Annotated in this window: 21 protein-coding genes; 4 read left to right on the top strand and 17 right to left on the bottom strand. The window is 62.3% G+C overall.

Annotated elements, in window-relative coordinates:
* Positions 1-18: 18 nt before the first annotated feature.
* Positions 19-783 carry an AraC family transcriptional regulator gene (locus AC1Q8Q_RS19640; RefSeq protein ID WP_020795675.1) on the bottom strand — a complete coding sequence of 255 codons (765 nt, stop codon included), beginning with the start codon at positions 781-783 and terminating at the stop codon, positions 19-21.
* A 99-nt stretch (positions 784-882) separates the two neighbouring features.
* On the opposite strand from AC1Q8Q_RS19640, the gene AC1Q8Q_RS19645 reads away from it, so the two are divergent.
* A complete protein-coding gene (locus AC1Q8Q_RS19645; RefSeq protein ID WP_492615403.1) occupies positions 883-2,061 on the top strand; it encodes a multidrug effflux MFS transporter in 1,179 nt (392 codons plus the stop codon).
* A 100-nt stretch (positions 2,062-2,161) separates the two neighbouring features.
* On the opposite strand, the gene AC1Q8Q_RS19650 is transcribed toward AC1Q8Q_RS19645, so the two are convergent.
* Both AC1Q8Q_RS19650 and AC1Q8Q_RS19655 read right to left on the bottom strand, forming a co-directional pair.
* On the bottom strand, positions 2,162-3,343 hold the full coding sequence (locus tag AC1Q8Q_RS19650) for an acetyl-CoA C-acyltransferase family protein (protein ID WP_151142918.1): 1,182 nt from the start codon (positions 3,341-3,343) through the stop codon (positions 2,162-2,164).
* Positions 3,340-4,122 carry an enoyl-CoA hydratase-related protein gene (locus AC1Q8Q_RS19655; protein ID WP_020795666.1) on the bottom strand — a complete coding sequence of 261 codons (783 nt, stop codon included), beginning with the start codon at positions 4,120-4,122 and terminating at the stop codon, positions 3,340-3,342. Before AC1Q8Q_RS19655 ends, AC1Q8Q_RS19650 begins: the two co-directional genes overlap by 4 nt.
* Before the next feature lie 218 nt (positions 4,123-4,340).
* Between AC1Q8Q_RS19655 and AC1Q8Q_RS19660 the strand changes: the two genes are divergently transcribed.
* Genes AC1Q8Q_RS19660 through AC1Q8Q_RS19670 form a run of 3 tightly spaced genes read left to right on the top strand, consistent with a single transcriptional unit; the run spans position 4,341 to position 7,810 of the window.
* Complete coding sequence (locus AC1Q8Q_RS19660; RefSeq protein ID WP_168758663.1) at positions 4,341-5,447, top strand: polyamine ABC transporter substrate-binding protein; 1,107 nt, start codon at positions 4,341-4,343, stop codon at positions 5,445-5,447.
* A 39-nt stretch (positions 5,448-5,486) separates the two neighbouring features.
* Positions 5,487-6,905 (top strand): aminotransferase, encoded by a 1,419-nt coding sequence (locus AC1Q8Q_RS19665; RefSeq protein ID WP_492615404.1) that lies wholly within the window; start codon positions 5,487-5,489, stop codon positions 6,903-6,905.
* Positions 6,902-7,810, top strand: coding sequence for a LuxR C-terminal-related transcriptional regulator (locus tag AC1Q8Q_RS19670; protein ID WP_492615405.1), 909 nt, complete (start codon positions 6,902-6,904; stop codon positions 7,808-7,810). The genes AC1Q8Q_RS19665 and AC1Q8Q_RS19670 overlap by 4 nt, the downstream gene beginning before the upstream one ends.
* Positions 7,811-7,939: 129 nt before the next feature.
* Here AC1Q8Q_RS19670 and paaZ read toward each other — a convergent pair whose 3' ends face one another.
* The 14 genes from paaZ to paaF form a co-directional block, all read right to left on the bottom strand.
* Positions 7,940-9,994, bottom strand: a complete 2,055-nt coding sequence (paaZ, locus tag AC1Q8Q_RS19675) for a phenylacetic acid degradation bifunctional protein PaaZ (protein ID WP_168758660.1) — start codon at positions 9,992-9,994, stop codon at positions 7,940-7,942.
* 35 nt (positions 9,995-10,029) lie between these two features.
* Complete coding sequence (locus AC1Q8Q_RS19680; protein ID WP_083349522.1) at positions 10,030-11,676, bottom strand: cation acetate symporter; 1,647 nt, start codon at positions 11,674-11,676, stop codon at positions 10,030-10,032.
* Positions 11,673-11,981 carry a DUF485 domain-containing protein gene (locus tag AC1Q8Q_RS19685; RefSeq protein WP_020795555.1) on the bottom strand — a complete coding sequence of 103 codons (309 nt, stop codon included), beginning with the start codon at positions 11,979-11,981 and terminating at the stop codon, positions 11,673-11,675. The genes AC1Q8Q_RS19680 and AC1Q8Q_RS19685 overlap by 4 nt, the downstream gene beginning before the upstream one ends.
* Positions 11,982-12,174: 193 nt before the next feature.
* Positions 12,175-13,251 (bottom strand): 1,2-phenylacetyl-CoA epoxidase subunit PaaE, encoded by a 1,077-nt coding sequence (gene paaE / locus AC1Q8Q_RS19690; protein ID WP_432668432.1) that lies wholly within the window; start codon positions 13,249-13,251, stop codon positions 12,175-12,177.
* 31 nt (positions 13,252-13,282) lie between these two features.
* Positions 13,283-13,816: a 1,2-phenylacetyl-CoA epoxidase subunit PaaD gene (gene paaD, locus AC1Q8Q_RS19695; RefSeq protein ID WP_492615406.1), complete on the bottom strand. Its 534-nt coding sequence runs from the start codon at positions 13,814-13,816 to the stop codon at positions 13,283-13,285.
* A complete protein-coding gene (gene paaC / locus AC1Q8Q_RS19700) occupies positions 13,803-14,564 on the bottom strand; it encodes a 1,2-phenylacetyl-CoA epoxidase subunit PaaC (protein ID WP_033043863.1) in 762 nt (253 codons plus the stop codon). The genes paaD and paaC overlap by 14 nt, the downstream gene beginning before the upstream one ends.
* 8 nt (positions 14,565-14,572) lie before the next feature.
* Entirely contained in the window at positions 14,573-14,854 is a 282-nt protein-coding gene (gene paaB / locus AC1Q8Q_RS19705; RefSeq protein WP_020795551.1) for a 1,2-phenylacetyl-CoA epoxidase subunit PaaB, read from the bottom strand.
* A 152-nt stretch (positions 14,855-15,006) separates the two neighbouring features.
* A complete protein-coding gene (gene paaA / locus AC1Q8Q_RS19710; protein WP_020795550.1) occupies positions 15,007-15,996 on the bottom strand; it encodes a 1,2-phenylacetyl-CoA epoxidase subunit PaaA in 990 nt (329 codons plus the stop codon).
* Positions 15,997-16,319: 323 nt separating this feature from the next.
* Positions 16,320-17,645, bottom strand: coding sequence for a phenylacetate--CoA ligase PaaK (gene paaK, locus AC1Q8Q_RS19715; RefSeq protein WP_492615407.1), 1,326 nt, complete (start codon positions 17,643-17,645; stop codon positions 16,320-16,322).
* 99 nt (positions 17,646-17,744) lie between these two features.
* Positions 17,745-18,956: a 3-oxoadipyl-CoA thiolase gene (gene pcaF / locus AC1Q8Q_RS19720; protein WP_492615408.1), complete on the bottom strand. Its 1,212-nt coding sequence runs from the start codon at positions 18,954-18,956 to the stop codon at positions 17,745-17,747.
* Positions 18,949-19,398 (bottom strand): hydroxyphenylacetyl-CoA thioesterase PaaI, encoded by a 450-nt coding sequence (paaI, locus tag AC1Q8Q_RS19725; RefSeq protein WP_083349517.1) that lies wholly within the window; start codon positions 19,396-19,398, stop codon positions 18,949-18,951. The genes pcaF and paaI overlap by 8 nt, the downstream gene beginning before the upstream one ends.
* Positions 19,391-20,908 carry a 3-hydroxyacyl-CoA dehydrogenase PaaH gene (gene paaH, locus AC1Q8Q_RS19730; protein WP_492615409.1) on the bottom strand — a complete coding sequence of 506 codons (1,518 nt, stop codon included), beginning with the start codon at positions 20,906-20,908 and terminating at the stop codon, positions 19,391-19,393. Before paaH ends, paaI begins: the two co-directional genes overlap by 8 nt.
* Before the next feature lie 3 nt (positions 20,909-20,911).
* Positions 20,912-21,703, bottom strand: a complete 792-nt coding sequence (gene paaG, locus AC1Q8Q_RS19735) for a 2-(1,2-epoxy-1,2-dihydrophenyl)acetyl-CoA isomerase PaaG (protein WP_020795545.1) — start codon at positions 21,701-21,703, stop codon at positions 20,912-20,914.
* A gap of 39 nt (positions 21,704-21,742) precedes the next feature.
* Positions 21,743-22,516: a 2,3-dehydroadipyl-CoA hydratase PaaF gene (paaF, locus tag AC1Q8Q_RS19740; protein WP_020795544.1), complete on the bottom strand. Its 774-nt coding sequence runs from the start codon at positions 22,514-22,516 to the stop codon at positions 21,743-21,745.
* Between the last annotated feature and the right edge of the window lie 25 nt (positions 22,517-22,541).

The raw sequence follows: 22,541 nt of genomic DNA on the forward strand, positions 1-22,541 counted from the left end.
GCTGCCGGCTGTCAGGTCCTATTTCAACCAGTCGCCCGGGGTGGTTCCGGTCATGTCCTTGAAGAACGCGATGAAGGCGCTGTCACTGGCAAAGCCGAGTTCGAAAGCGCTGTAGCCGATGTTGCGTCCAGTGGCGAGCAGTTCGATGGCGCGCATCAGGCGCCACTGTTGCCGCCATTGCTGGTAACTCATGCCGGTTTCGCGCTGGAAAATTCGTCCGATGGTGCGGCCGCTGGCACCTAGCTGTTGCTGCAGAACCTGAAGTCTGGGTGGCAGCTTCTCGGGGCTGGCCAGTAGCGGTGCCAGGCGTTTATCCGAGGGCAATGGCAACAACATCGGTTGGCGGGTGGCGTCGCGTATTTCGCTCAAGCACAGGGCAAGCAGATGCACGTGTTTTCCCTGCTGCCAGTCGGTGGCGAAGTCAGCGTTGGCGATCGACTCCAACACGACCCGCAGCAACGGGCTGACTTCGATGACGCAAACCTGTCGTGGCAGCTCTGCACATAGCGCGGGGGTCAGGTAGATGGAGCGGTAATCGACACTTTTTTGCATAACGGCGCGATGGGCAACGCCGGCTGGTATCCAGGCCGCGCGGGAGGGCGGTAACAGGCACAACTGCTGCGCCAGGGTGATGCGCGTGCAGCCCTTCCGGGTAAACAGCAACTGCCCACGTTGATGCTGATGCATGCCCGAATCGTGATCGCCGAGTGTCGCGGCGATGCCGATGACAGGCGCGTCATGATGATCGGGATCGAAGGGAGTGTGGGCTTGCAGCCAAGCCATGATTTGTCCGATTTCATTGATAAGTTGGCAGGGTTTCGATAGTACGCCAGTTGCGACTGCTTAATCTGGTTAGCGGATTTCTTGCGAGTGGAAGTGGTGATGAAGGGAAAAAAGCTCCTCCTGTTAGCCGTTGCCCTGCTGATGTTTGCGCAGATCGCGCAAACACTCTACAGCCCGGCGTTGGCAGATATCGGCCAGGCTTTTTCTGTCGGTCCGCAACAAACGGCGCTAACCCTGTCGGTATTTTTCCTGGCGTTTGCGTTCGGTGTAGTGGTGTGGGGGCGAATGTGTGATCGCATTGGGCGTCGACCATCGATGCTCGCCGGCCTGGTGTTGTACGCCGCTGCGTCGGCTATGGGGCTCACTGTCAACACCTTCAATGCGCTGTTGGTAGCGCAAGGCCTGGCTGCGTTTGGTGCGGCGGTGGGTTCGGTTGTTACGCAAACCGTGCTGCGCGACCGCTTCCGGGGTGCGCAACTGGCCCAGGTTTTTTCGGTGATGGGTATCGCGTTGGCGGCCAGCCCGGCGATTGGCTTGTTTACCGGGGCGAGCCTGGTGCAGGTCTTCGGTTATCGGGGTGTACTGGGTTGTCTTTTAGCGCTATCGCTGGGGCTGTGGCTCTGGTGCCTGCGAGATCTGCCGGAAACCCGACCACAGGTCGTGAAAGCCCCGGCATTGTTCGAAACGCTGTGCGCAATGCTGCGTGATCGCGACATCTGGCGCTCGACGCTGTTGGTCGCGGCGTTCAACATTGCCCTGTTCAGCTACTACAGCCTCGGCCCCTACATGTTCCAGCGCCTGGATTCAGGTGCGCAATGGTTCGGCTACAGCGGTGTCGTCCTGGCCCTGGGCTCCGGCCTTGGCGCCTGGCTCAACAAACGACTGTTGCAACGAGGGCTGAGTGGGCGTCAGCTGATCCAGGTGGCCGGCGCGATAATGTTGCTGGGTGCGAGCGGTGTGTTGCTTCTGGAGCAAGGCGCCCTGTTTGTCCTGCCAATGCTGCTGGTGGTGCTGGCGTTCGGCATGGCTATCCCCAATATCCTCGGCGCGGCCCTGATCAATTACGGTGATCGACTGGGCACGGCGGGGGCGTTGTTTGGATTGCTGTATTACCTGTTGATCGGTGGCGGGCTGATGCTTGTAGCCTGGGGGCAGGCATTGGGGCAGACACTGTTGTTGTGTGCCTTATTGGTGTTGATGTTGTCGGGGATCAAGCAGCAGGAAGCGCGCGTGACGAGCCGCGAGGGTGGTGGAACGGTTGGAAAGGATGTTGCTTGACCGTAACCCTGTTGGTGTAGGAGCCGCCGCAGGCTGCGATCTTTTGACCTTGATTTTTCAGGTCAAAGGATCGCAGCCTGCGACAGCTCCTACAGAGGGGTCAGGCGCGTTCGAAAATCGCCGCGATGCCCTGGCCACCGCCGATGCACATGGTCACCAGTGCGTAACGGCCGTTGATGCGGTGCAGTTCGTGGATGGCCTTGGTGGCGATGATTGCGCCGGTAGCGCCCACTGGGTGACCCAGGGCGATGCCCGAGCCGTTCGGGTTGACCTTGGCCGGGTCAAGGTCCAGCTCCTGGCTGACGGCACAGGCTTGTGCGGCGAACGCGATGTTGGCTTCGATCACGTCCATGTCGGCGACGGTCAGGCCGGCGCGCTTGAGCGCCAGGCGCGTGGCCGGGATCGGGCCCAGGCCCATCAGTTCCGGTTCGAGGCCGGCGTGGGCGTAGCTGACCAGGCGGGCCAGTGGGCGCAGGTTGTTGACCTGGACCGCAGCGCCGGTGGCCATGACCAGTGCGGCAGCACCGTCGTTGAGACCGGAGGCGTTGCCGGCGGTGACCGAGCCGTCCTTCTTGAACGCCGGCTTCATCGCCGCCAACTGTTCCAGGGACGTGGCGCGTGGATGCTCGTCGACGTTGAACAGCTTGGTGCCCTTGCGATCCGGGATTTCCACGGTCGCGATCTGATCAACGAAATAGCCGTTGGCAATCGCGTGGGCTGCGCGTTTCTGGTCTTCCAGGGCCAGGGCATCCTGCATTTCACGGGTGATGCCGTTGCGTGCGGCGACGTTCTCCGCGGTGATGCCCATGTGGATGTTCTGGAACGGGTCATGCAGGATGCCGAGCATGTAGTCGACGGCCTGGACGTTGCCCATGCGCGCGCCCCAACGAGCGGATGGCAGCAGGTACGGGCCACGGCTCATGGACTCGGCACCGGCGCCGATGGCGATGTCGGCGTCGCCCAGCAGCAGGGTCTGCGCCGCGCTGATGATCGCTTGCAGGCCCGAACCGCACAGGCGGTTGACGTTGTAGGCCGGGGTTTCCTTCGGGATGCCGGCGTTCATGGCGGCAACGCGGGAGATGTAGGCGTCGCGGGTTTCAGTCGGGATCACATGGCCCATCACCAGATGACCGACCAGCGCCGGGTCAACGGCGGCTTTTTGCAGGGCGGCTTTCACGGCGGTGGTCGCGAGATCGGCCGGTGGCACGTCCTTGAGTGAACCGCCGAAGGTGCCAATGGCGGTACGAGCGGCGCTGACGACGTAAATTTCCGGGGTGTTCATGGCTGTGTTCCTTTTGCTGGATTCTTATCTGTACTGCGATTGAGCAGGGCGTTCAAGGCCGTTTTTGCCTCAACGGTGTTGAGACGCTGGATGAACAGCAGGTTTTCTTCGCGCAGGGTGGCTTGCAGTTCGGCCATGCCGGCCTGGGTCATCAGCTGCCGGGATTGGCGCAAGGCTTGCTGGGGCATCGCCAGGAAGCGCTGGGCAATTTTTGCCGCCGCGGCCAGGCACTGCTCGCCGTCATCGAAGGCTTCGTTGGCCAGGCCCCAGGCCACCGCTTCGCTGCCATCAAGGCTGTCGCCCAACAACAGCAGGCGCGCCGCGCGTGCCTGGCCCAGTCGGCGTGGTAGCAGCAGGCTGGCACCGAACTCGGGGCACAGGCCCAGATTGACGAACGGCGTGCGCAGCTTGGCATTACGGGTCACCAGCACCTGGTCGCAATGCAGCAGCAGGGTGGTGCCGATGCCGATGGCGGCCCCGCAAACCGCCGCGATCAACGGCTTTCGCAGGTGGGTCACGGCGCGCATCAGGCGAAATGCCGGGCTGTCCAGGTGCGTTGGCGGCTCTTGCAGGAAATCCACCAGGTCGTTGCCACTGGTAAAACAGTTCGGGCCACCGGTCACGATGACCACCCCGATTTCGTCGTTCTCGTCAGCTGCAAACAGCAGGTCGGCCAAGCGCGTGTACATGGCGTTGGTCAGGGCGTTGAGCTTGTCGGGACGATCAATGGTCAGTGTCAGCACGCCATCGCGATAGTCTTGTTTGATCAGGTCGGTCATTGCGGGCTCTTGCAGAGTCGGTTCGACGGCCACTTTAAGCGGCAGGGGAACCCCGCAGCTATGACAAAACGGGTCAACCGAGCTGATGCTTTTTGCCATATTGCGTCGGTAAATCCGCCCACACACCCATTCGGGGTATGGTGCCGCCTGGCGAATCCACCAATAGTAGGTTCATCCGCTCATCCAGAGCCGAACTCGCTTGATAAGGTGCATTTGCTATGGGCAAGACACTGCTTAAGGTGATTTCCAGTCTGTTTGTTGTATCGCTGACCCTGAGTGCCCACGCTGGCGAGCCGGACGGCGCCAATACGCTGCGGCTATATAATTGGGCGGACTACATCGGTGAGAAAACCCTGGCCGATTTTGAAAAGGCCACCGGTATCAAGGTGATCTACGACACCTTCGATGCCTATGAAACGGTGCAGGCCAAGCTGCTCACCGGCCACTCCGGTTACGACCTGATCGTGCTGAATGCATCCCTCGCGCCGCCGCTGATCCAGGCCAAGGTGTTCCAGCCACTGGACAAGAAACTACTGCCGGGCTGGAGCAACCTGGACCCGAAAGTCTTGCACGACTTGCAAGGGTTCGATCCGGGCCCCACCTACTCGGCACCTTATACCTGGGGCAGCAATGGCATCACCTACAACGTCGACAAGATCAAGGAGCGCATGCCGGATGCGCCGATCGGCTCGCTGGCAATGATTTTCGATCCGAAGATCGTCTCACGCTTCGCCGACTGCGGTGTGACCCTGGTCGATGCGCCCACCGAAGTGATTCCCCTGGCGCTCAAGTACCTGGGCCGCGATCCGCGCAGCGCCAAGCCGGATGACCTGAAGGCGGCGCAGGAACTGCTGTTGTCGGTGCGGCCGTACATCCGCAAGTTCGACTCGGTCAATTACCTCACCAGCCTGCCCAACGGCGATGTGTGCATGGCCATGACCTGGTCCGGCGACTACGCGACGGCCATGGCCCGCGCGGAAGAAGCCAAGTTGAACATCAACCTGTCCTACTTCATTCCCAAGGAAGGCTCGCTGATCTGGTTCGACAACATGTACATCCCGGCGGACGCACCCCATGTCGCCAATGCGCACAAATTCCTTGAATACCTGATGCAACCGCAGGTGATGGCGGACGTCACTGACTACATCCATTACGCCAACAGCAACGCGGCGGCCACGCCTTTGTTGAATTCCGATGTGCGCAATAACCCGGCGATTTACCCCGATGACGCCACCCGCGAGCGCCTGTTCCCGCAGAAGACCCAGGACGCCAAGGACATGCGCGCCATGACCCGTGTCTGGAGCACGGTGAAAAGCGGCATCTGATTCGTTCGATCGTTAGTCAATCCGGTTAGAGGTTTATTTATGGCGACGCCAACACGCAGCGTTTTTTCCCCAGCGGACGAGTCCCGGCTGGTCAAGGCCGACAAGGCCCACCATATGCACGGTTATCACATGTTCGACGAACATGCCGAACAAGGCTCCTTGAACATCGTCGCCGGTGATGGCGCCTATATCTACGACACCCAGGGCAACCGCTTTCTCGATGCCGTGGGCGGCATGTGGTGCACAAATATCGGCCTGGGCCGTGAGGAAATGGCCCAGGCCATTGCCGATCAAGTGCGACAGCTGGCCTATTCCAACCCGTTTTCCGACATGTCCAACAACGTGGCCATCGAGTTGTGCGAAAAACTCGCCAACCTGGCGCCCGGCGACCTCGATCATGTGTTCCTCACCACCGGCGGCTCAACTGCCGTGGACACAGCCTACCGGCTGATCCAGTACTACCAGAACTGCCGCGGCCTGCCGGAAAAAAAGCACGTCATCGCCCGTTTCAACGCGTACCACGGCTCCACCACCCTGACCATGTCGATCGGCAACAAGGCGGCCGACCGGGTGCCGGAGTTCGATTACGCCAACCCGCTGATTCACCACGTGTCGAACCCCAATCCCTACCGTGCGCCGGATGGCATGGACGAGGCGCAGTTCCTCGAGTTCCTGGTCAAGGAGTTTGAGGACAAGATCCTGTCGATTGGCGCAGACAAGGTCGCCGGTTTCTTTGCCGAGCCGGTGATGGGCTCAGGCGGGGTGATCATTCCACCCAAGGGTTATCTCAAGCGCATGTGGGAAATCTGCCAGCGCTACGACATCCTGTTCGTCGCCGACGAGGTGGTCACTTCGTTCGGTCGCCTGGGCAAGTTCTTCGCGTCAAAGGATGTGTTCGACGTGCAGCCTGACATCATCACCACCGCCAAGGGCCTGACTTCGGCTTACCTGCCGCTGGGCGCGTGCATCTTTTCCGAGCGCATCTGGAAGGTCATTGCCGAGCCGGGCCAGGGCCGTTGCTTTACCCATGGCTTCACCTACAGCGGCCATCCGGTGTGCTGCACGGCAGCGCTGAAGAACATTGAAATCATCGAGCGGGAAAACCTGCTGGCCCACGTCGACGATGTTGGCGGTTACCTGGAGCAGCGCCTGGCCACGTTGCGCGACCTGCCCCTGGTGGGTGATGTGCGTTGCCTGAAATTGATGGCGTGCGTGGAGTTCGTCGCCGACAAACGCACCAAGGCGTTGTTCGCCGACGCAATCAACATTGGTGAGAAAATCCATGTGCGGGCACAAGCGAGGGGGCTGCTGGTGCGGCCGATCATGCACCTTAACGTGATGTCGCCGCCGCTGATCCTGACTTATGCACAGGTCGATGAGATCGTCGACATCCTGCGCGAGTGCATCCTGGAAGTGGCGGCCGAGCTTGAGGCGAGCGGCCAGTATTTCGGCCAATGATTTCAACCCTCAGGTCGTTACCAAGGGACTGTTCACCCGCTAGACTGCGTGGCATGAGCAAGCCAAACGACGAAACACTGATCACGATGCCCTTCGGGGCACTGCATAAATGGCATGGGGGCATGCGCGAGGCGTTCGCCCATATCGATGAGCCCGACGCGCTGCAATACCTGGCGTCGGCGTTGGCGCAGCTGGTGTCCATCGAGTCGATGATGATCAGCCTGGAGCGCAAGGACCGCGCACCACAGTTGCTGTATCAGCGCGGGATTGCCCAGGAGTATCAGGTCTCGATTCTTGAGCGCTATTTTGCCGGGGGCTACTTGCTCGACCCGTTCTGCCTGGCGGTGGACCAGGGACTGGCACAGGGGTTTTATCACCTGGAGGAAATTGCGCCGGACAACTTCTTCGACAGTGATTACTACAAGACCTATTACCTGAAGGCGAACTGTTCGGAAGACAGCTACTACATTGTCGATACCGGCAACGACACGAAAATCTCCGTCAGCCTCTTTCAAGGTTTCGGCGGTGAATGCCTGCGGGTCGAGCAGTTGAATCTGCTGCGCGCCGTCGAACCGCTGGTGCGCGAATTCATCAGCGAATTCAGTCGTCGTGGCCTGCAGCGCAGTGACGAGATCCAGGGCGATAACGATCAAGGCCTGCGCGATGATCTCAAGCATCGGGTGCAAACGGCGTTCGAACAGTTCGGTTGTGACTTGCTCACCGAACGCGAGCGCGAAGTGGCGCACATGGTGCTGCGGGGGCACTCGGTGAAATCCACTGCCAGCCAGATGAACATCTCACCGGAAACCGTGCGCATGCACCGCAAGAACCTGTATCTGAAGCTGGAGGTGGGTTCGCAGTCGGAGTTGTTTGCGCTGTTTATCGAGTGGTTGCGCGGGCATTGAGCGTTGATCGTTCCCACGCTCCGCGTGGGAATGCCTCAAGGGACGCTCCGCGTTCCAGCGCTGGAGGGGACGCAGAGCGTCCCGGGCTGCATTCCCACGCGGAGCGTGGGAATGATCAGGTGAGGCAGGTCAGTCTTCGCGTTTGACTACGAGGGTCAGAATGTCATAACTGGCCACCAGCTCGCCGAGCTGGTTGGTCACTTCCACATCCCACGCCACCACCCCTTGCGGAACGCCTTGCGGGCTCTTCTTGCCCTGGTCGATCTTGCGTTTGCAGGTCAGGCGCGCCTGGATGGTGTCGCCGATGCCGACCGGGTTGATGAAGCGCAGGGTGTCCAGGCCGTAGTTGGCCAGTACCGGGCCGACGCCAGGGGATACGAACAGGCCGGCTGCTGCCGACAGCACGAAGTAGCCGTGGGCGATGCGCTTGCCGAATTGCGATTCCTTGGCCGCGATGTCGTCGAAGTGCATGTAGAAGTGGTCGCCCGACAGGCAACCGAAGTTCACCAGGTCCGCCTCGGTGACGGTGCGACGGTGAGTCAGCAGCGACTCGCCGATCTGCAGGTCCTGGAAATAGCGACGGAATGGGTGCACTTCGGTTTCGATGACCTTGGCGCCGCGTACGTATTCACCGGTGACCGCTGCCAGCATGGTCGGCGAGCCTTGTACCGCCGCGCGTTGCAGGTAGTGTTTCACCGCACGCAGGCCGCCGAGTTCTTCACCGCCGCCGGCACGACCCGGGCCGCCGTGCTTGAGTTGTGGCAGTGGCGAACCGTGACCGGTGGATTCACCGGCGCAGTTGCGGTCAAGTACCAGCAGACGGCCGTGCAGGGCCGCGGCCACTGGAATCGCTTTGGCGGCGATGTGCGGATCCTTGGTCACCAGGCTTGCCACCAGGCTGCCTTTGCCGCGTGCGGCCAGGGCCAGTGCTTCGTCCAGATCGTCGTAAGCCATCAGGGTGCTGACTGGACCGAACGCTTCGATGTCGTGAGCGCCACCTTCGGCGTGCGGGTCGCGGGCCTGCAACAGGGTCGGGGCGAAGAACGCGCCCTTATCGACGTTCTCGCCGCGAGGTTCGAAACCGTCGCGGGCGCCGAACAGCAGGTCGCTGCTCTGCAACAGCATTTCCAGGCGTTCGGCCACGTCTTTCTGCTGATCGTGGGACGCCAACGCACCCATGCGCACGCCTTCTACCGACGGGTCGCCGACCACCACTTTGGCCAGGCGATCACGCAAGCGAGTGGCCACTGCATCGATGTGCTTGGCCGGGACGATGGCGCGACGGATGGCGGTGCATTTCTGCCCGGCCTTGGTGGTCATCTCCCTGGCGACTTCCTTGATGAACAGCTCGAACTCTTCGTCATCCGGGGTGACGTCCGGAGCGAGGATCGCGCAGTTCAGCGAGTCGGCTTCGGCAGTGAACGGCACCGAATTGCGAATCAGGTTCGGGTTGACCCGAAGCTTGGCCGCGGTGTCGGCGGAACCGGTGAAGGTCACCACGTCCTGGCCTTGCAGGCGATCGAGCAGGTCACCGGTGCCGCCGATAATCAGCTGCAGGCTGCCCGCCGGGAGCAGGCCGGAGTCGTCCATCAGGCGCACCACGGCTTCGGTCAGGTAGCTGGTGGCGCTGGCTGGCTTGACGATGCACGGCATGCCGGCGAGGAAGCTCGGCGCGAATTTTTCCAGCATGCCCCAGATCGGGAAGTTGAAGGCGTTGATGTGCACCGCGACACCGCCGCGTGGCACCAGGATGTGGGTGCCGGCGAAGGTGCCCATCTTGCTCAATTGCAGCGCCGGGCCTTCGTGGACGACGTTGCCCGATGGCAGTTCACGCGAGCCAAGGCTGGCATAGGTGAACAGCGTGCTGTTGCCGCCTTCGATGTCGATCCAGCTGTCGGCACGGGTCGCGCCGCTGTGGTGGGATATCGCGTAGAGCTGTTCCTTGCGTTCGGCCAGGTACAGGGCCAGGGCCTTGAGACGCTGGGCGCGTTGCTGGAAGTCCAGCGCCATCAGGCCGCTGACGCCTTGGCGGCGGCCGTGTTCGATGGCTTCGGCGAAGTCCGGACGCTCTTCATGGGTGCGTGCGATTTCATGGCCGTCGATGGCACTGCGCAGGATTTGCGCGCCTTGTTGGCCGATCCAGCGGCCGGCGATGAAACTTTGCAGGGTAGGGGCGTGGGACATTGCAAATGCTCCGGGTTTGGTCATCAAGTTAAGAATTAGTGTTGGCTGGCGCCCGAAGCGCCGATGCCGGTCATGGAACGAATGAACTGCGCCAGGTAACGGCCGCGCTCAAGGGCGGCACGTGGCGAACGGTCGGTGACGGAAAACAGCCAGGCGCTGAAAAAGGCCAGGCTCATGGAAAACAGTGCGGGGTTGGAATAGGGGAACAGTGCCTGGTCGTGATGCAGCACGTTGACCCACACCGCCGGGCTCAGCACCAGCAAGACGATTGCCGACACCAGCCCCATCAGGCTGCCGCTGACCGCGCCACGGGTGGTCAGGCCTTTCCAGTACATCGAGAGGAACAGCACCGGGAAATTCACCGAGGCCGCGATGGCCAGCACCAGCCCGGACAGGAAGGCAATGTTCTGCGATTCGAACAAAAGGCCAAGGATGATCGCCAGCACACCAATGCACAGGGTGGCGATTCGCGATACACGCATTTCCTGCTGCTCGCTGGCCTGGCCCTTGCGCATCACGCAGGCATACAGGTCGTGGGACACCGCCGAGGCGCCGGACAACGCCAGCCCGGCCACCACCGCCAGGATGGTGGCGAAGGCCACCGCCGAGATGAACCCGAGGAACAGGTTGCCGCCGACCGCCTGGGCCAAATGCACGGCGACCATGTTGCCGCCGCCGATGATCGCGCCGCTGGCATCGCGGTACGCCGGATCGGTGCCGACCATGACGATCGCACCGAAGCCGACGATGATCAGCAGCAAGTAGAAGTAGCCGATGAAACCAGTAGCGTAGAACACGCTTTTACGTGCTTCCCTGGCATCGCTGACGGTGAAGAAACGCATCAGGATATGCGGCAGGCCGGCGGTGCCGAAGATCATGCCCAGGCCCAGGGAAATGGCATCGACCGGATTGGACAGCAAGGCGCCGGGGGCCATGATCGCGCTGCCTTTGGCGTGCACGGCGGTAGCACCGGCGAACATCGCTTCGGTGCTGAAACCGAAATGCTTGAGCACCATGAACGCCATGAAACTGGTACCGAACAGCAGCATCACCGCCTTGATGATCTGCACCCAGGTGGTGGCGAGCATGCCGCCGAAGGTGACATAGAACACCATCAGCACGCCGACCAGCATCACCGCGTAGAGGTAATCGATACCGAACAGCAATTCGATCAGCTTGCCGGCGCCGACCATCTGCGCCACCAGGTACATCAGTGCCACGGTCAGGGTGCCGAAGGCCGACGTCAGGCGCACGGGCGTCTGTTCCAGGCGATAGGAAACCACGTCGGCGAAGGTGTATTTACCGAGGTTGCGCAGGCGTTCGGCGATCAGGAACAGGATGATCGGCCAGCCGGCCAGGACGCCCAATGCATAGAGCAAACCGTCGTAGCCGTTAAGGAACATCATCGCGGAAATGCCGAGGAAGGATGCTGCCGAGATCATGTCGCCGGCAATCGCCAGGCCGTTCTGGAAGCCGGTCATGCCGCCGCCAGCGGTGTAGAAGTCACTGGCCGAGCGGGTGCGCAATGCGGCCCAGCGCGTCACACCGAGGGTGAACAGGACGAACAGCATGAACATGCCGATGGCGTTCCAGTTCAGTGGACGGGACGCGCCCTCGGCGGCTACCGCAAGATCGGTGACCAGCGCCAGCGGCAACAGGAACAACGCAAGAAGACGGCTCATCGGGCGCACTCCTGCTTGAGTTTTTCATTCAGCGGGTCGATCACGTTGTTGGCGCGATAGACGTAGAAACCGGTCAAGGCAAAGGCCAGCACCACGATCACCACACCCACCAGCATGCCCACGGTGGTCACGCCGCCACTCAGGGACTGGCCGAGGGTGGAGGGGGAGAACGCCACCAGCAGGACAAAGCCGAAATAGATCACCAGCATGATCAGCGACAGGGACCAGTACAGCGCCTGCTTGCGGCGTACCAGCTGGATGAAGTGGGGGTGCTGGTGGATTAGTTCTATGTCTTGGGGGCTCATGGTGGTGTCCTTTGTTTTTTTTGTTGTGGGCGCAGCTATGGGATACAACACAGATCATTGTGGGAGCGGGCTTGCCCGCGAAGACGGAATATCAGGCGACATCAATGTTGAATCTGATGGCCTCTTCGCGGGCAAGTCGAATCGTCGCACCGCCGCTCCCACAGGGTTTTGTGTAAGTCCGGTAGATCGGATATCAGAGCTGATCGAAATCCAGCACCACCTTGTCGCTGATCGGGAAGGCCTGGCACGACAGCACATAGCCGGCGGCCACTTCGTAGTCTTCCAGGGCGTGGTTGCTGTCCATTTCCACTTCGCCTTCGATGACCTTGCATTTGCACGTCGAGCACACACCGGCCTTGCACGAGTAGGGCAGTTCGGCGCCCTGGGCGTTGCCGGCATCGAGGATGCTCTGGCTGTTGCGCGGCAGGTCGAAGGCCAGGGCACGGCCATCGCTGATCACGGTGATCTGGCTGACCGCCGCATCGACCTGGCGGGCGGCTTCGCGGGCCTGGCGTTTCTGCTGGCTGCCAGCGGCGGCGAACAATTCGAAATGAATGCGCTCAGGCGCCATGCCCTTGGCCTTGAGGCTGTCGCGCACGGTCTCGGTCATTTCCTGCGGACCGCAGATGAAGGCGGCATCGAGGGCTTCGACATCGAGCCAGCGGCTGAACAGCTGCTCGCATTTCTCGGCGTTGATTCGGCCGTTATACAGGTCGACATCCTGCTGCTCGCGGCTGAACACGAAGATCAGGTTCAGGCGTTGCAGATAGCGGTTCTTCAAGTCTTCCAGCTGTTCGCGAAACAGTGCACCGGAGCTGGAGCGGTTGCCGTACAGCAGGGTGACGCGGCTGTGGGGCTCGGTTTCCAGGGTGGTCTTGATGATCGACAGGATCGGCGTGATGCCGCTGCCGGCGGCGACGGCCAGGTAGTTGCCGTGGCGGGCGGGATCGAGTTCCACGCTGAAATGCCCGGCGGGCGGCATCACTTCCAGGCTGTGCCCGGCCTTAAGCTGTTCGTTGGCAAACGCGGAAAAACGACCGCCTGCGACGCGCTTGATAGCAACCCGCAGTTCACCGTCGTTGACGCCGGTGCAGATCGAGTAGGAGCGGCGCACTTCCTCGCCGTCCAGCTGGGTGCGCATCACCAGGTGCTGGCCCTGGGTGTAATGAAAGCTGTCCTGCAGGTGCTGCGGAATCTCGAAGGCGATGGACACCGCGTCACGGGTCTCGGTGCGCACATCCTTGATGGTCAGGCTGTGAAATTTGCTCATTGTTGTTCTCCAGCTGGACGGCAGACGCCGCTCAGATGCACTTGAAATAGTCGAACGGTTCCCGGCAATCGACGCAGCGATACAGCGCCTTGCACGCGGTGGAGCCAAACTCGCTGAGCACTTCGGTGTGGACGCTGCCGCATTGCGGGCAGGCGATCACCGGGCTTTCGCCGAGCAGGCTGCGTTTGCTGGTGCTGCCTTCAGGTGGTGCGATGCCGTAGGCGCGCAGGCGTTCGCGGCCGCTGTCGGTGATCCAGTCGGTGGTCCAGGCCGGGGTCAGGCGGCGCTCCAGGTTCGGTGCCTGGAAGCCGGCCTGTTCCAGCGCCTGGCGGATATCACCCTCGATCACTTCGGTCGCCGGGCATCCGGAATAGGTCGGGGTGACCACCACATGCAAGTGCCCGGCTTGCCAGTCGAGATCGCGGACGATCCCCAGGTCCACCACGCTGACCACCGGGACTTCCGGGTCCATGACCTCGGCCAGGATCGCCCAGGCGGCGGTTAAGTCGGTCGGTTGTGCCGGCCGGGCGCCGCGGTCGCTGGCGATCAACTCACCAGGTTGCATCGGGGTACGCTCGTGGCAGGAACTGCATTTCGGCCAGCAGGATGCCCAGGTGCTCGGTGTGCAGGCCCTTGCGCGCATTCAGGTAGAAATAGCTCGGTGCTGCCGGCACGGGCAGGGTGGCGCTGGCGAAAATGTCGTTGACCTTGGCTTGCCACTGCGCCCTCACGCTGGCGATGTCCGGGGTGATACCGGCTTCGCACAGGCGCTGTTCGCTGTCATCGGCGGCGATCAATTCAACGGTAAAACGCCAGACCTCGGGAATGGCCGCGAGCATGCGCTGGTGGCTTTCCTCGGTGCCGTCACCCAGACGCTCGACCCACTCGCCGGAGCGGCGCAGGTGATAGGTGACTTCCTTGACCGCTTTGGCGGCGATCCCGGCAATGCGCTCATCGCTGGACTGGCTCAGGCCCTGGAGGACCGGCAGGTGCCAGGCGTCATACAGGAACTGCTTGAGGAGGGTTACCGCGTAATCGCCGTTAGGTTGTTCCACCAACAGCAGGTTGCGATAGGCGCGCTCGTCGCGGCGGAACGCCAGGTCGTCGGCGTCGCGGCCGTCGTCCAGCAGCTCGGCGGCGTAGTCCAGCCAGTTGCGGGCCTGGCCCACCAAGTCGAGGCCGACGTTCATCAGCGCCAGCTCTTCTTCCAGCGCCGGGGCCTTGCCGCACCACTGGCATAGGCGCTGGCCCTGGATCAGGGCGCTGTCGCCCAGGCGCAGCAGGTATTCGATCAGATCGGTCTTGTTATTCATGGTCGACCTCACATGTGCCCGACTTCGGCCGGCAGCTCGTAGAAGCTGGCATGGCGGTAAACCTTGTCGTCCGACGGATCGAACAGCGGGTCTTTCTCATCCGGCGATGAGGCGGTGATCAGCTTTGAGGGCACGACCCACAGGCTCACGCCTTCGCTACGACGGGTGTACAGCTCGCGGGCGTTCTCGATCGCCATGGTGGTGTCGGCGGCATGCACGCTGCCGACGTGCTTGTGGTTGAGGCCGTGCTTGCTGCGCACGAAGACTTCGAAGAGGGTCCATTCGGACATTTCAGTTACTCCACATCTGTTCGGTTTTTTGCTGACGGGGCTGAAGATCAAAAGATCGCAGCCTTCGGCAGCTCCTACATGGGATCACCGGCTCCTGTAGGAGCTGGCGCAGCCTGCGATCTTTTGGCGGCATGGAAGCCGCCGAAGATCAATCAAGCGGCGTTCTTGTTTTGTTTTTTGCGGGCGTGGGCGACGGCGGCTTCACGAACCCACGCGCCGTCTTCAATCGCCTTGCGGCGGGTGGCGACGCGTTCGGTGTTGCACGGGCCGTTACCCTTGAGCACTTCGTAGAATTCGTCCCACTGGATTTCGCCGAAGTCGTAGTGACCGCGCTCGGCGTTCCACTTCAAGTCCGGGTCGGGGCAGGTGCAGCCCAGCAGTTCCAGCTGCGGGATGGTCTGGTCGATGAAGCGCTGGCGCAGTTCGTCGTTGCTCTGGCGCTTGATTTTCCAGGCCATGGATTGCGCGCTGTTTGGCGAGTGTTCATCGCTTGGGCCGAACATCATCAGCGACGGCCACCACAGGCGGTTGATCGCATCCTGGACCATGTCTTTTTGCGCCTGAGTGCCGTGACGCATCATGGTCAGGAGGATTTCGTAGCCCTGGCGCTGGTGGAAACTCTCTTCCTTGCAGATGCGGATCATCGCCCGGGAATAGGGGCCGTAGGAGGTGCGCTGCAGCACCACCTGGTTGACGATCGCCGCGCCATCCACCAGCCAGCCCACCGCACCCATGTCGGCCCAGTTCAGCGTCGGGTAATTGAAGATGCTCGAATACTTGGCCTTGCCGCTGTGCAGCTTGGCGATCTCTTCATCGCGGTCGGCACCCAGGGTTTCCATGGCGCTGTACAGGTACAGGCCGTGACCGGCTTCGTCCTGGATCTTGGCCATCAATTGCAATTTGCGTTTGAGCGTCGGCGCGCGGGTGACCCAGTTGCCTTCCGGGAGCATGCCGACGATTTCCGAGTGGGCGTGCTGGGAAATCTGCCGGATCAGGGTTTGCCGGTAGGCATCTGGCATCCAGTTCTTGGCTTCGATCTTGATTTCTGAATCGATTTTTTCCTGGAAGGCGCGCTCCTCATCGGACATCTCCGAGAGGTCTTTGATGCGCTTTACGCCTGTTTCTACGAGCTGTGCGTACATGGGGGTCTCCCGCCGTGAATCTGTTCGAGGGCATGGAGAACTTTATAAGCGATACAAAAATTAATATCAAACAGAAAATGACGTGTCGTATTTGTTTTTGTATCGCTTTGGGATGAAAGGTTGGTTTTTTAGGGTGAATACCTATCCATGGCGGTCCCAATCCCCCCTGTGGGAGCGGGCTTGCTCGCGAATGCGGTGTGCCATTCACCACATATGTCGCCTGACACGGCCCCTTCGCGAGCAAGCCCGCTCCCACAGGGACCGTGTTAAATGCCCCCCCAAAAAAAAGCCCCGCATCAGCGGGGCTCAAAGGGGTGCAGCAGTCATGCTTTAGGGCGTTTATCGACGACGTGGCAGGCTTTGCCCTCGGATCGCTTGATCGAATGGAAAGGCTGCAGGACGATTCGCGAACTGATCCCGATGTACGTCTTGATGTGTTTGCCGAGCTCCCCGCAAACAGCCTTCTGCTGTTCTTCGCTCAGGTGCTGGTGCTCGGCCTTCAACTCGACATGCACATCAACGCTGTCCAGGTTGCCATTGCGATACAGATGGATCTCGTAGCACTCGGAAAGCTTTTTGATTTTCAGTACTTGCTCCTCGATCTGCGTCGGGAACACGTTGACCCCGCGGATGATCAGCATGTCGTCGCTGCGCCCGGTGATCTTGTCGATCCGCCGCATCGGCCGCGCAGTGCCCGGCAGCAGGCGCGTCAGGTCGCGGGTGCGGTAGCGGATCATCGGCAGCGCTTCTTTGCTCAGGGACGTGAACACCAGTTCGCCCATTTGCCCGTCCGGTAGCACTTCGCCGGTGACCGGGTCGATGATTTCCGGGTAGAAGTGGTCTTCCCAGATGGTCGGACCGTCCTTGGTCTCGGCGCACTCCATGGCGACACCGGGCCCCATGATTTCCGAGAGACCGTAGATGTCGAGCGCGGTGATGCCCAGGCGCTGCTCGATGGCACTGCGCAGCTCGGCGGTCCATGGCTCGGCGCCGAAGATGCCCAGGCGCAGGGCCAGTTTGTGCGGGTCGATGCCCTGGCGCTCGATCTCGTCGGCGATGTTGAGCATGTAGGACGGCGTGACCATGATGATGTCCGGCTGGAAATCCTTGATCAGCTGCACTTGTTTTTCGGTCTGGCCGCCGGACATCGGGATCACCGTGCAACCCAGGCGTTCGGCGCCGTAGTGCGCACCGAGGCCGCCGGTGAACAGCCCGTAGCCGTAGGAGATGTGTACCTTGTCGCCACGCCGGCCACCCGCCGCGCGGATGGAGCGCGCCACCACATTGGCCCAGGTGTCGATGTCGTTCTGGGTGTAGCCGACCACGGTCGGTTTGCCGGTGGTGCCGCTGGATGCGTGCAGGCGCACGATGTCATGCATTGGCACGGCAAACATGCCATAGGGGTAGTTGTCGCGCAGGTCGGACTTGGTGGTGAAGGGGAATTTCGCCAGGTCGTCGAGGGACTTGATGTCGTCCGGGTGCACGCCCAGGGCATCGAAACGCTGACGGTATAGCGGCACATTGTTGTAGGCGTGGTTCAGGCTCCAGCGCAGGCGCTCCAGTTGATGTTGGCGCAGCTCGTCGATGCTGGCGGTTTCCAGCGGGTCCAGCACGGGATCTAGCACGGCTTGGGCAATTGGCATGTTCATGTGTTCACTCGAATTGTTTTTGTGTTCCAGCCCCTGTATGCAGGGGCTTTGAGTGCATGCCCCAAGGATACCTCTCGGCACCCCGGGAATCGCGATTCTTTAGTGGGGTAGACGCTCGATGATCAGCGCGATCCCTTGACCAACGCCGATGCACATGGTGCACAGGGCATAGCGGCCATTGCGCTCCTCCAGTTCATGCAGGGCGGTGGTGACCAGGCGTGCGCCGCTCATGCCCAACGGGTGGCCCAGGGCGATGGCGCCGCCGTTGGGGTTGACCCGTGGGTCGGTGTCGCTCAGGCCCAGTTCGCGCAGGACGGCCAGGCCCTGGGCGGCAAAGGCTTCGTTGAGCTCGATCACGTCCATGTCCGCCAGGCTCAGGTTTGCAACCTCCAGCACCTTGCGGGTGGCCGGGACCGGACCGATACCCATGATGCGCGGCTCGACGCCAGCGGTCGCCATCGCCACCACCCGGCCACGAGCGATCAGGCCGTGGCGTTTGGCAGCTTCGGGGCTTGCCAGCAACAGCGCGCAGGCACCGTCGTTGACGCCCGAGGCATTGCCGGCGGTAACGCTGCCGCCCTCGCGGAATGGCGTGCCCAGTTTGGCCAACTGCTCAAGGGTTGTGTCGCCGCGTGGGTGCTCGTCGTGCTCGACCACTTTGGCCGGGCCTTTGCGCTGGGGAATTTCCACCGCGACGATTTCTTTCGCCAGGCGTCCGTTGGCCTGGGCAGCGGCGGCGCGTTGCTGGCTGCGCAGGGCGAAGGCGTCCTGATCGGCGCGGGAGATATTGAACTGTTCGGCAACGTTCTCTGCCGTTTCCGGCATGGAGTCGATTCCGTACGTCTTTTTCATCAGCGGATTGACGAAACGCCAGCCGATGGTGGTGTCGAAGATCTCGGCCGAACGGGAAAACGCCTGTTCGGCCTTGCCCATCACCAGTGGGGCGCGGGACATCGATTCAACGCCGCCGACCAGCATCAACCCGGTTTCGCCACTGCGAATCGCCCGCGCTGCGGTGCCGACCGCATCCAGCCCGGAGCCGCACAGGCGATTGAGGGTGGTGCCGGGTACGCTGACCGGCAACCCGGCCAGCAGTGCCGACATGCGTGCGACGTTGCGGTTGTCTTCGCCGGCCTGGTTGGCGCAGCCGTAGATCACATCGTCCACCGTGTTCCAGTCCACTTGCGGGTGACGGCGCAGCAGTTCGCGCAGCGGCACCGCGCCGAGGTCGTCGGCGCGCACGCTGCTCAGCACTCCGGCGTAGCGGCCGATCGGGGTGCGAACGGCGTCGATGATCAGGGCGTCATTCATTGGGGGTCTCCTGCGCCAGCACCGAGCCGCGCACTTTGTAGGACTTGCCGTGGAACAGGGCGATCAACTGGCCCTGCTGGTTTTCAATGCGTACGTCGTAGTTGCCGGTGCGCCCGGAGCGGCTTTGCTCGATGCAGTCGGCATTGAGCGTGTCGCCCAGGCGCGCCGGGGCGATGTAGTCGATGCTGCAGCCGATGGCCACGGTGGCTTCGTTGTAGCTGTTGCAGGCAAAGGCAAATGCCGAGTCGGCGAGGGCGAACAGGTAGCCGCCGTGGCAGGTGCCGTGGCCCTGGACCATGTCTTCGCGCACGGTCATGCCCACGCGAGCGGAGCCTGGGCCGGCGGACAGCAGGCGCATGCCCATGGCCTGGCTGGCGTTGTCGCGCTGGAACAACGCTTGCGCGCAGTCGCTGGCCAGGTTCATCGCTTCGTGGTTAGTCATGGAAGTTTCTCCCTTCGGCTACGCGGCGGCGCAGCAGCAACGATGGCCGGTAGCGTTCTTCGCCATAAGCGGCTTGCAGGTTGTCCAGCGTATTGAGGATGTGCGGCAGACCCACGGCATCGGCCCAGGCCAGCGGGCCTTGGGGATAATTGACCCCGGCGCGCATCGCCAGATCGATGTCGGCGGCCGAGGCCACGCCTTGCAACAAGGCGTCGGCGGCCTCGTTGGCGAGCATCGCCACGGTGCGTAGGACGGCGAGGGCCGGGCTGTCGCTGAGCAGGCTGACCTTGAGCCCGGCCCGTTGCAGCAGTGCAACGCCTTGTTCGAGTGCCAGCGGATCAATGCCGGCTGCATGGCTGATAGCGATACGTTGGGCCTTGGCATAGTCGAACGCCAGATCCAGCAGAATCAGGTTACGCAACCCGTCTTCCCGGGCTCGCTGACAGGCCATGCGTCCGTCGTTCAGGGCCAGCACGGCATCACCCACGCGCAGCAAACCGCGGCCATCTCGCTGGAGGACTTCAACGCCTTGCGCTTGCAGACGCCCGAGCAGGCCTTGGGCGAACCCCAGGTCACCTTCGGCAACGCAACCATCGACGGTCGCCGCACTGCTGATTTCAGCCGCTTGCGGGCGCTCGGCGCCTTGGGCGTAAGCGTAGAAACCCTGTCCGCTCTTGCGTCCCAGTCGTCCACCGTCTACCAGCTCTTTCTGGATCAGCGACGGCTGAAAGCGCGTGTCCTGGTAATAGGCGTCGAACACCGAGCAAGTCACGGCATAGTTGACGTCATGGCCGATCAGGTCGGTGAGCTCGAAGGCGCCCATGGCAAAGCCCCCGGCCTCGCGCATCAGCGCATCCAGGGTTGGGCAATCGGCGGCACCTTCCTGCAGCAGGCGCAGGCTTTCGGCGTAGAACGGCCGGGCCACGCGGTTGACGATGAAGCCCGGCGTGGAGCGGGTGTGCACCGGTTTTTTGCCCCACGCCTTGGCGGTGTCGTACAGGCACTCGGCCAAAGCCGGATCGCTGGCCAGCCCCGAGACGATTTCCACCAGCGCCATGACGGGCGCCGGGTTGAAGAAGTGCAGGCCGAGCAGGCGTTGCGGGTGTTGCAGCTGCGCTGCAATGCTGGTGATCGACAGCGACGAAGTGTTGCTCGCCAGGATGCACTGCGCGCTGCAGATGCCTTCCAGCTGGCGGAACAGCGCGCGCTTGACCTCGAGGTTCTCGACGATGGCCTCGATGATCAAATCGCAATCGGCCAGGGCTTCGATGGCTTCCACGGCCTGCAGGCGGGCGATGGTTGCGCTGCGCGACTCGGCGGGCAGCTTGCCGTTCTCGACCCGTTTGCCCAGTTGCCGATCGATGCCTTCAATGGCCTGGGCCGCAGCGCCGGGGCGATTGTCCAGCAGCAACACCGGATGCCCGGCCTGCGCCGCGACCTGGGCAATGCCGGCACCCATGGCGCCGGCGCCGATCACGGCGATGCGTGCAGAAGTGTTCAATGCGCTCATGACTCAACGTCCCTTGAAGCTTGGGGTGCGTTTTTCCATGAAGGCGCCGACGCCTTCGCGGTAGTCCTCGCTGCGCCCGGCCAGGCGTTGCAGGTCACGCTCCAGTTCCAGCTGTTCATCAAAGCTGTTGCTCATGCTGGCGTTCAGGCTGCGTTTGATCAGCGCCAGGCCGTAGGTCGGTTGGGTGGCCAGGTGTTGCGCCAGTTTCAACGCTTCGTCGCGCAGTTCGGCGTCTTCCACGCAGCGGTAGATCAGCCCCCATTGCTCGGCCTGTTCGGCGCTCAGGCGATTGCCGAGCAGGGCCAGTGCCTTGGCTCGGGCCATGCCGACCAGGCGCGGCAGGGTCCAGGTACCCCCGGAATCAGGGATCAGGCCGATCTTGCAAAAGGCCTGGATGAAGCTGGCCGAACGCGCTGCCAGCACCAGGTCGCAAGCGAGTGGGATGTTGGCGCCAGCGCCAGCGGCCACGCCGTTGACCGCGCAAATCACCGGCATCGGCAAGTCACGCAGTTGGCGGATCAGCGGGTTGTAGAACTTCTCGATGGACTCGCCCAGGTCCGGTACGGCACTGCCTGGTGCGACATTGCGGTCGCTCAGGTCTTGTCCTGCGCAGAAGCCACGGCCTTCGCCGGTCAGCAGCAGCACGCGCACGTCGGGGTTCTGCCGCACCTGCTTGAGCGCCTCCTTCACTTCGCCATGCATCTGGGTGTTGAAGCTGTTGAGCTGATCCGGGCGATTGAGGCTGAGCAGGGCGACGCCGGCCTCGATGGAAAACAGGATGTGTTCGAAGTTCATGGTCTTGGCGCTCTCTAAGAGGTCGTACGAATTCATGGATTACTGGCCGGTGAAAGTCGGCGTGCGTTTTTCCTGGAAGGCGGCAATGCCTTCGTCGCGGTCGCGGGTGCCGGCCAGCACGGTGAAGGCATGACGCTCGAAGCGCAGGCCGCTGGCGAGGTCGGTGTCCATGGCCTTGAGCAGCGCTTCCTTGGCCAGGCGTACCGCCAGCGGTGCCTTGGCGGCGATCTGGCGGGCAACCTGCAGCGCGCGATCGACAGTGAATTCAGGCTGGGTGACTTCGCTGACCAGGCCGGCGCGCTGGGCCTGGCGAGCGTCAATCGGCTCGCCGCTCAGGACCATCTGCATGGCCATGGATTTGCCGACGGCGCGCAGCAGGCGTTGGGTGCCACCCGCGCCGGGCATGATCCCGAGGTTGATTTCCGGCTGGCCGAAGCGCGCATCTTCGCCGGCAATGATGATGTCGGCGTGCATGGCCAGTTCGCAGCCGCCGCCGAGGGCGAAGCCGTTGACGGCGGCGATCAGCGGTTTGTTGAAGCGGGTGATGGCTTGCCATGAGGCCTGGCGCGGGTCATCGAGGATGCCGACCAGATCGCGCTCGGCCATTTCCTTGATGTCGGCACCGGCGGCGAAGGCCTTGCGGCTGCCGGTCATGACCACGGCACGGGTCTTGGGGTCGGCTTGGGCGATGCTCAACTCATCAGCCAGCTCACCCAGCAGCTGGGTGTTCAGGGCGTTCAGCGCTTGTGGGCGCTGCAGGGTAATCAGGCGTACGCCAGGCTCGATGAATTCGACGGCAAGGGTTTGAGGCATGGCGGATGCCCTCACGGTGAACGCT

It is taken from the genome of Pseudomonas sp. GW823-FHT06B06, from assembly GCF_058795195.1.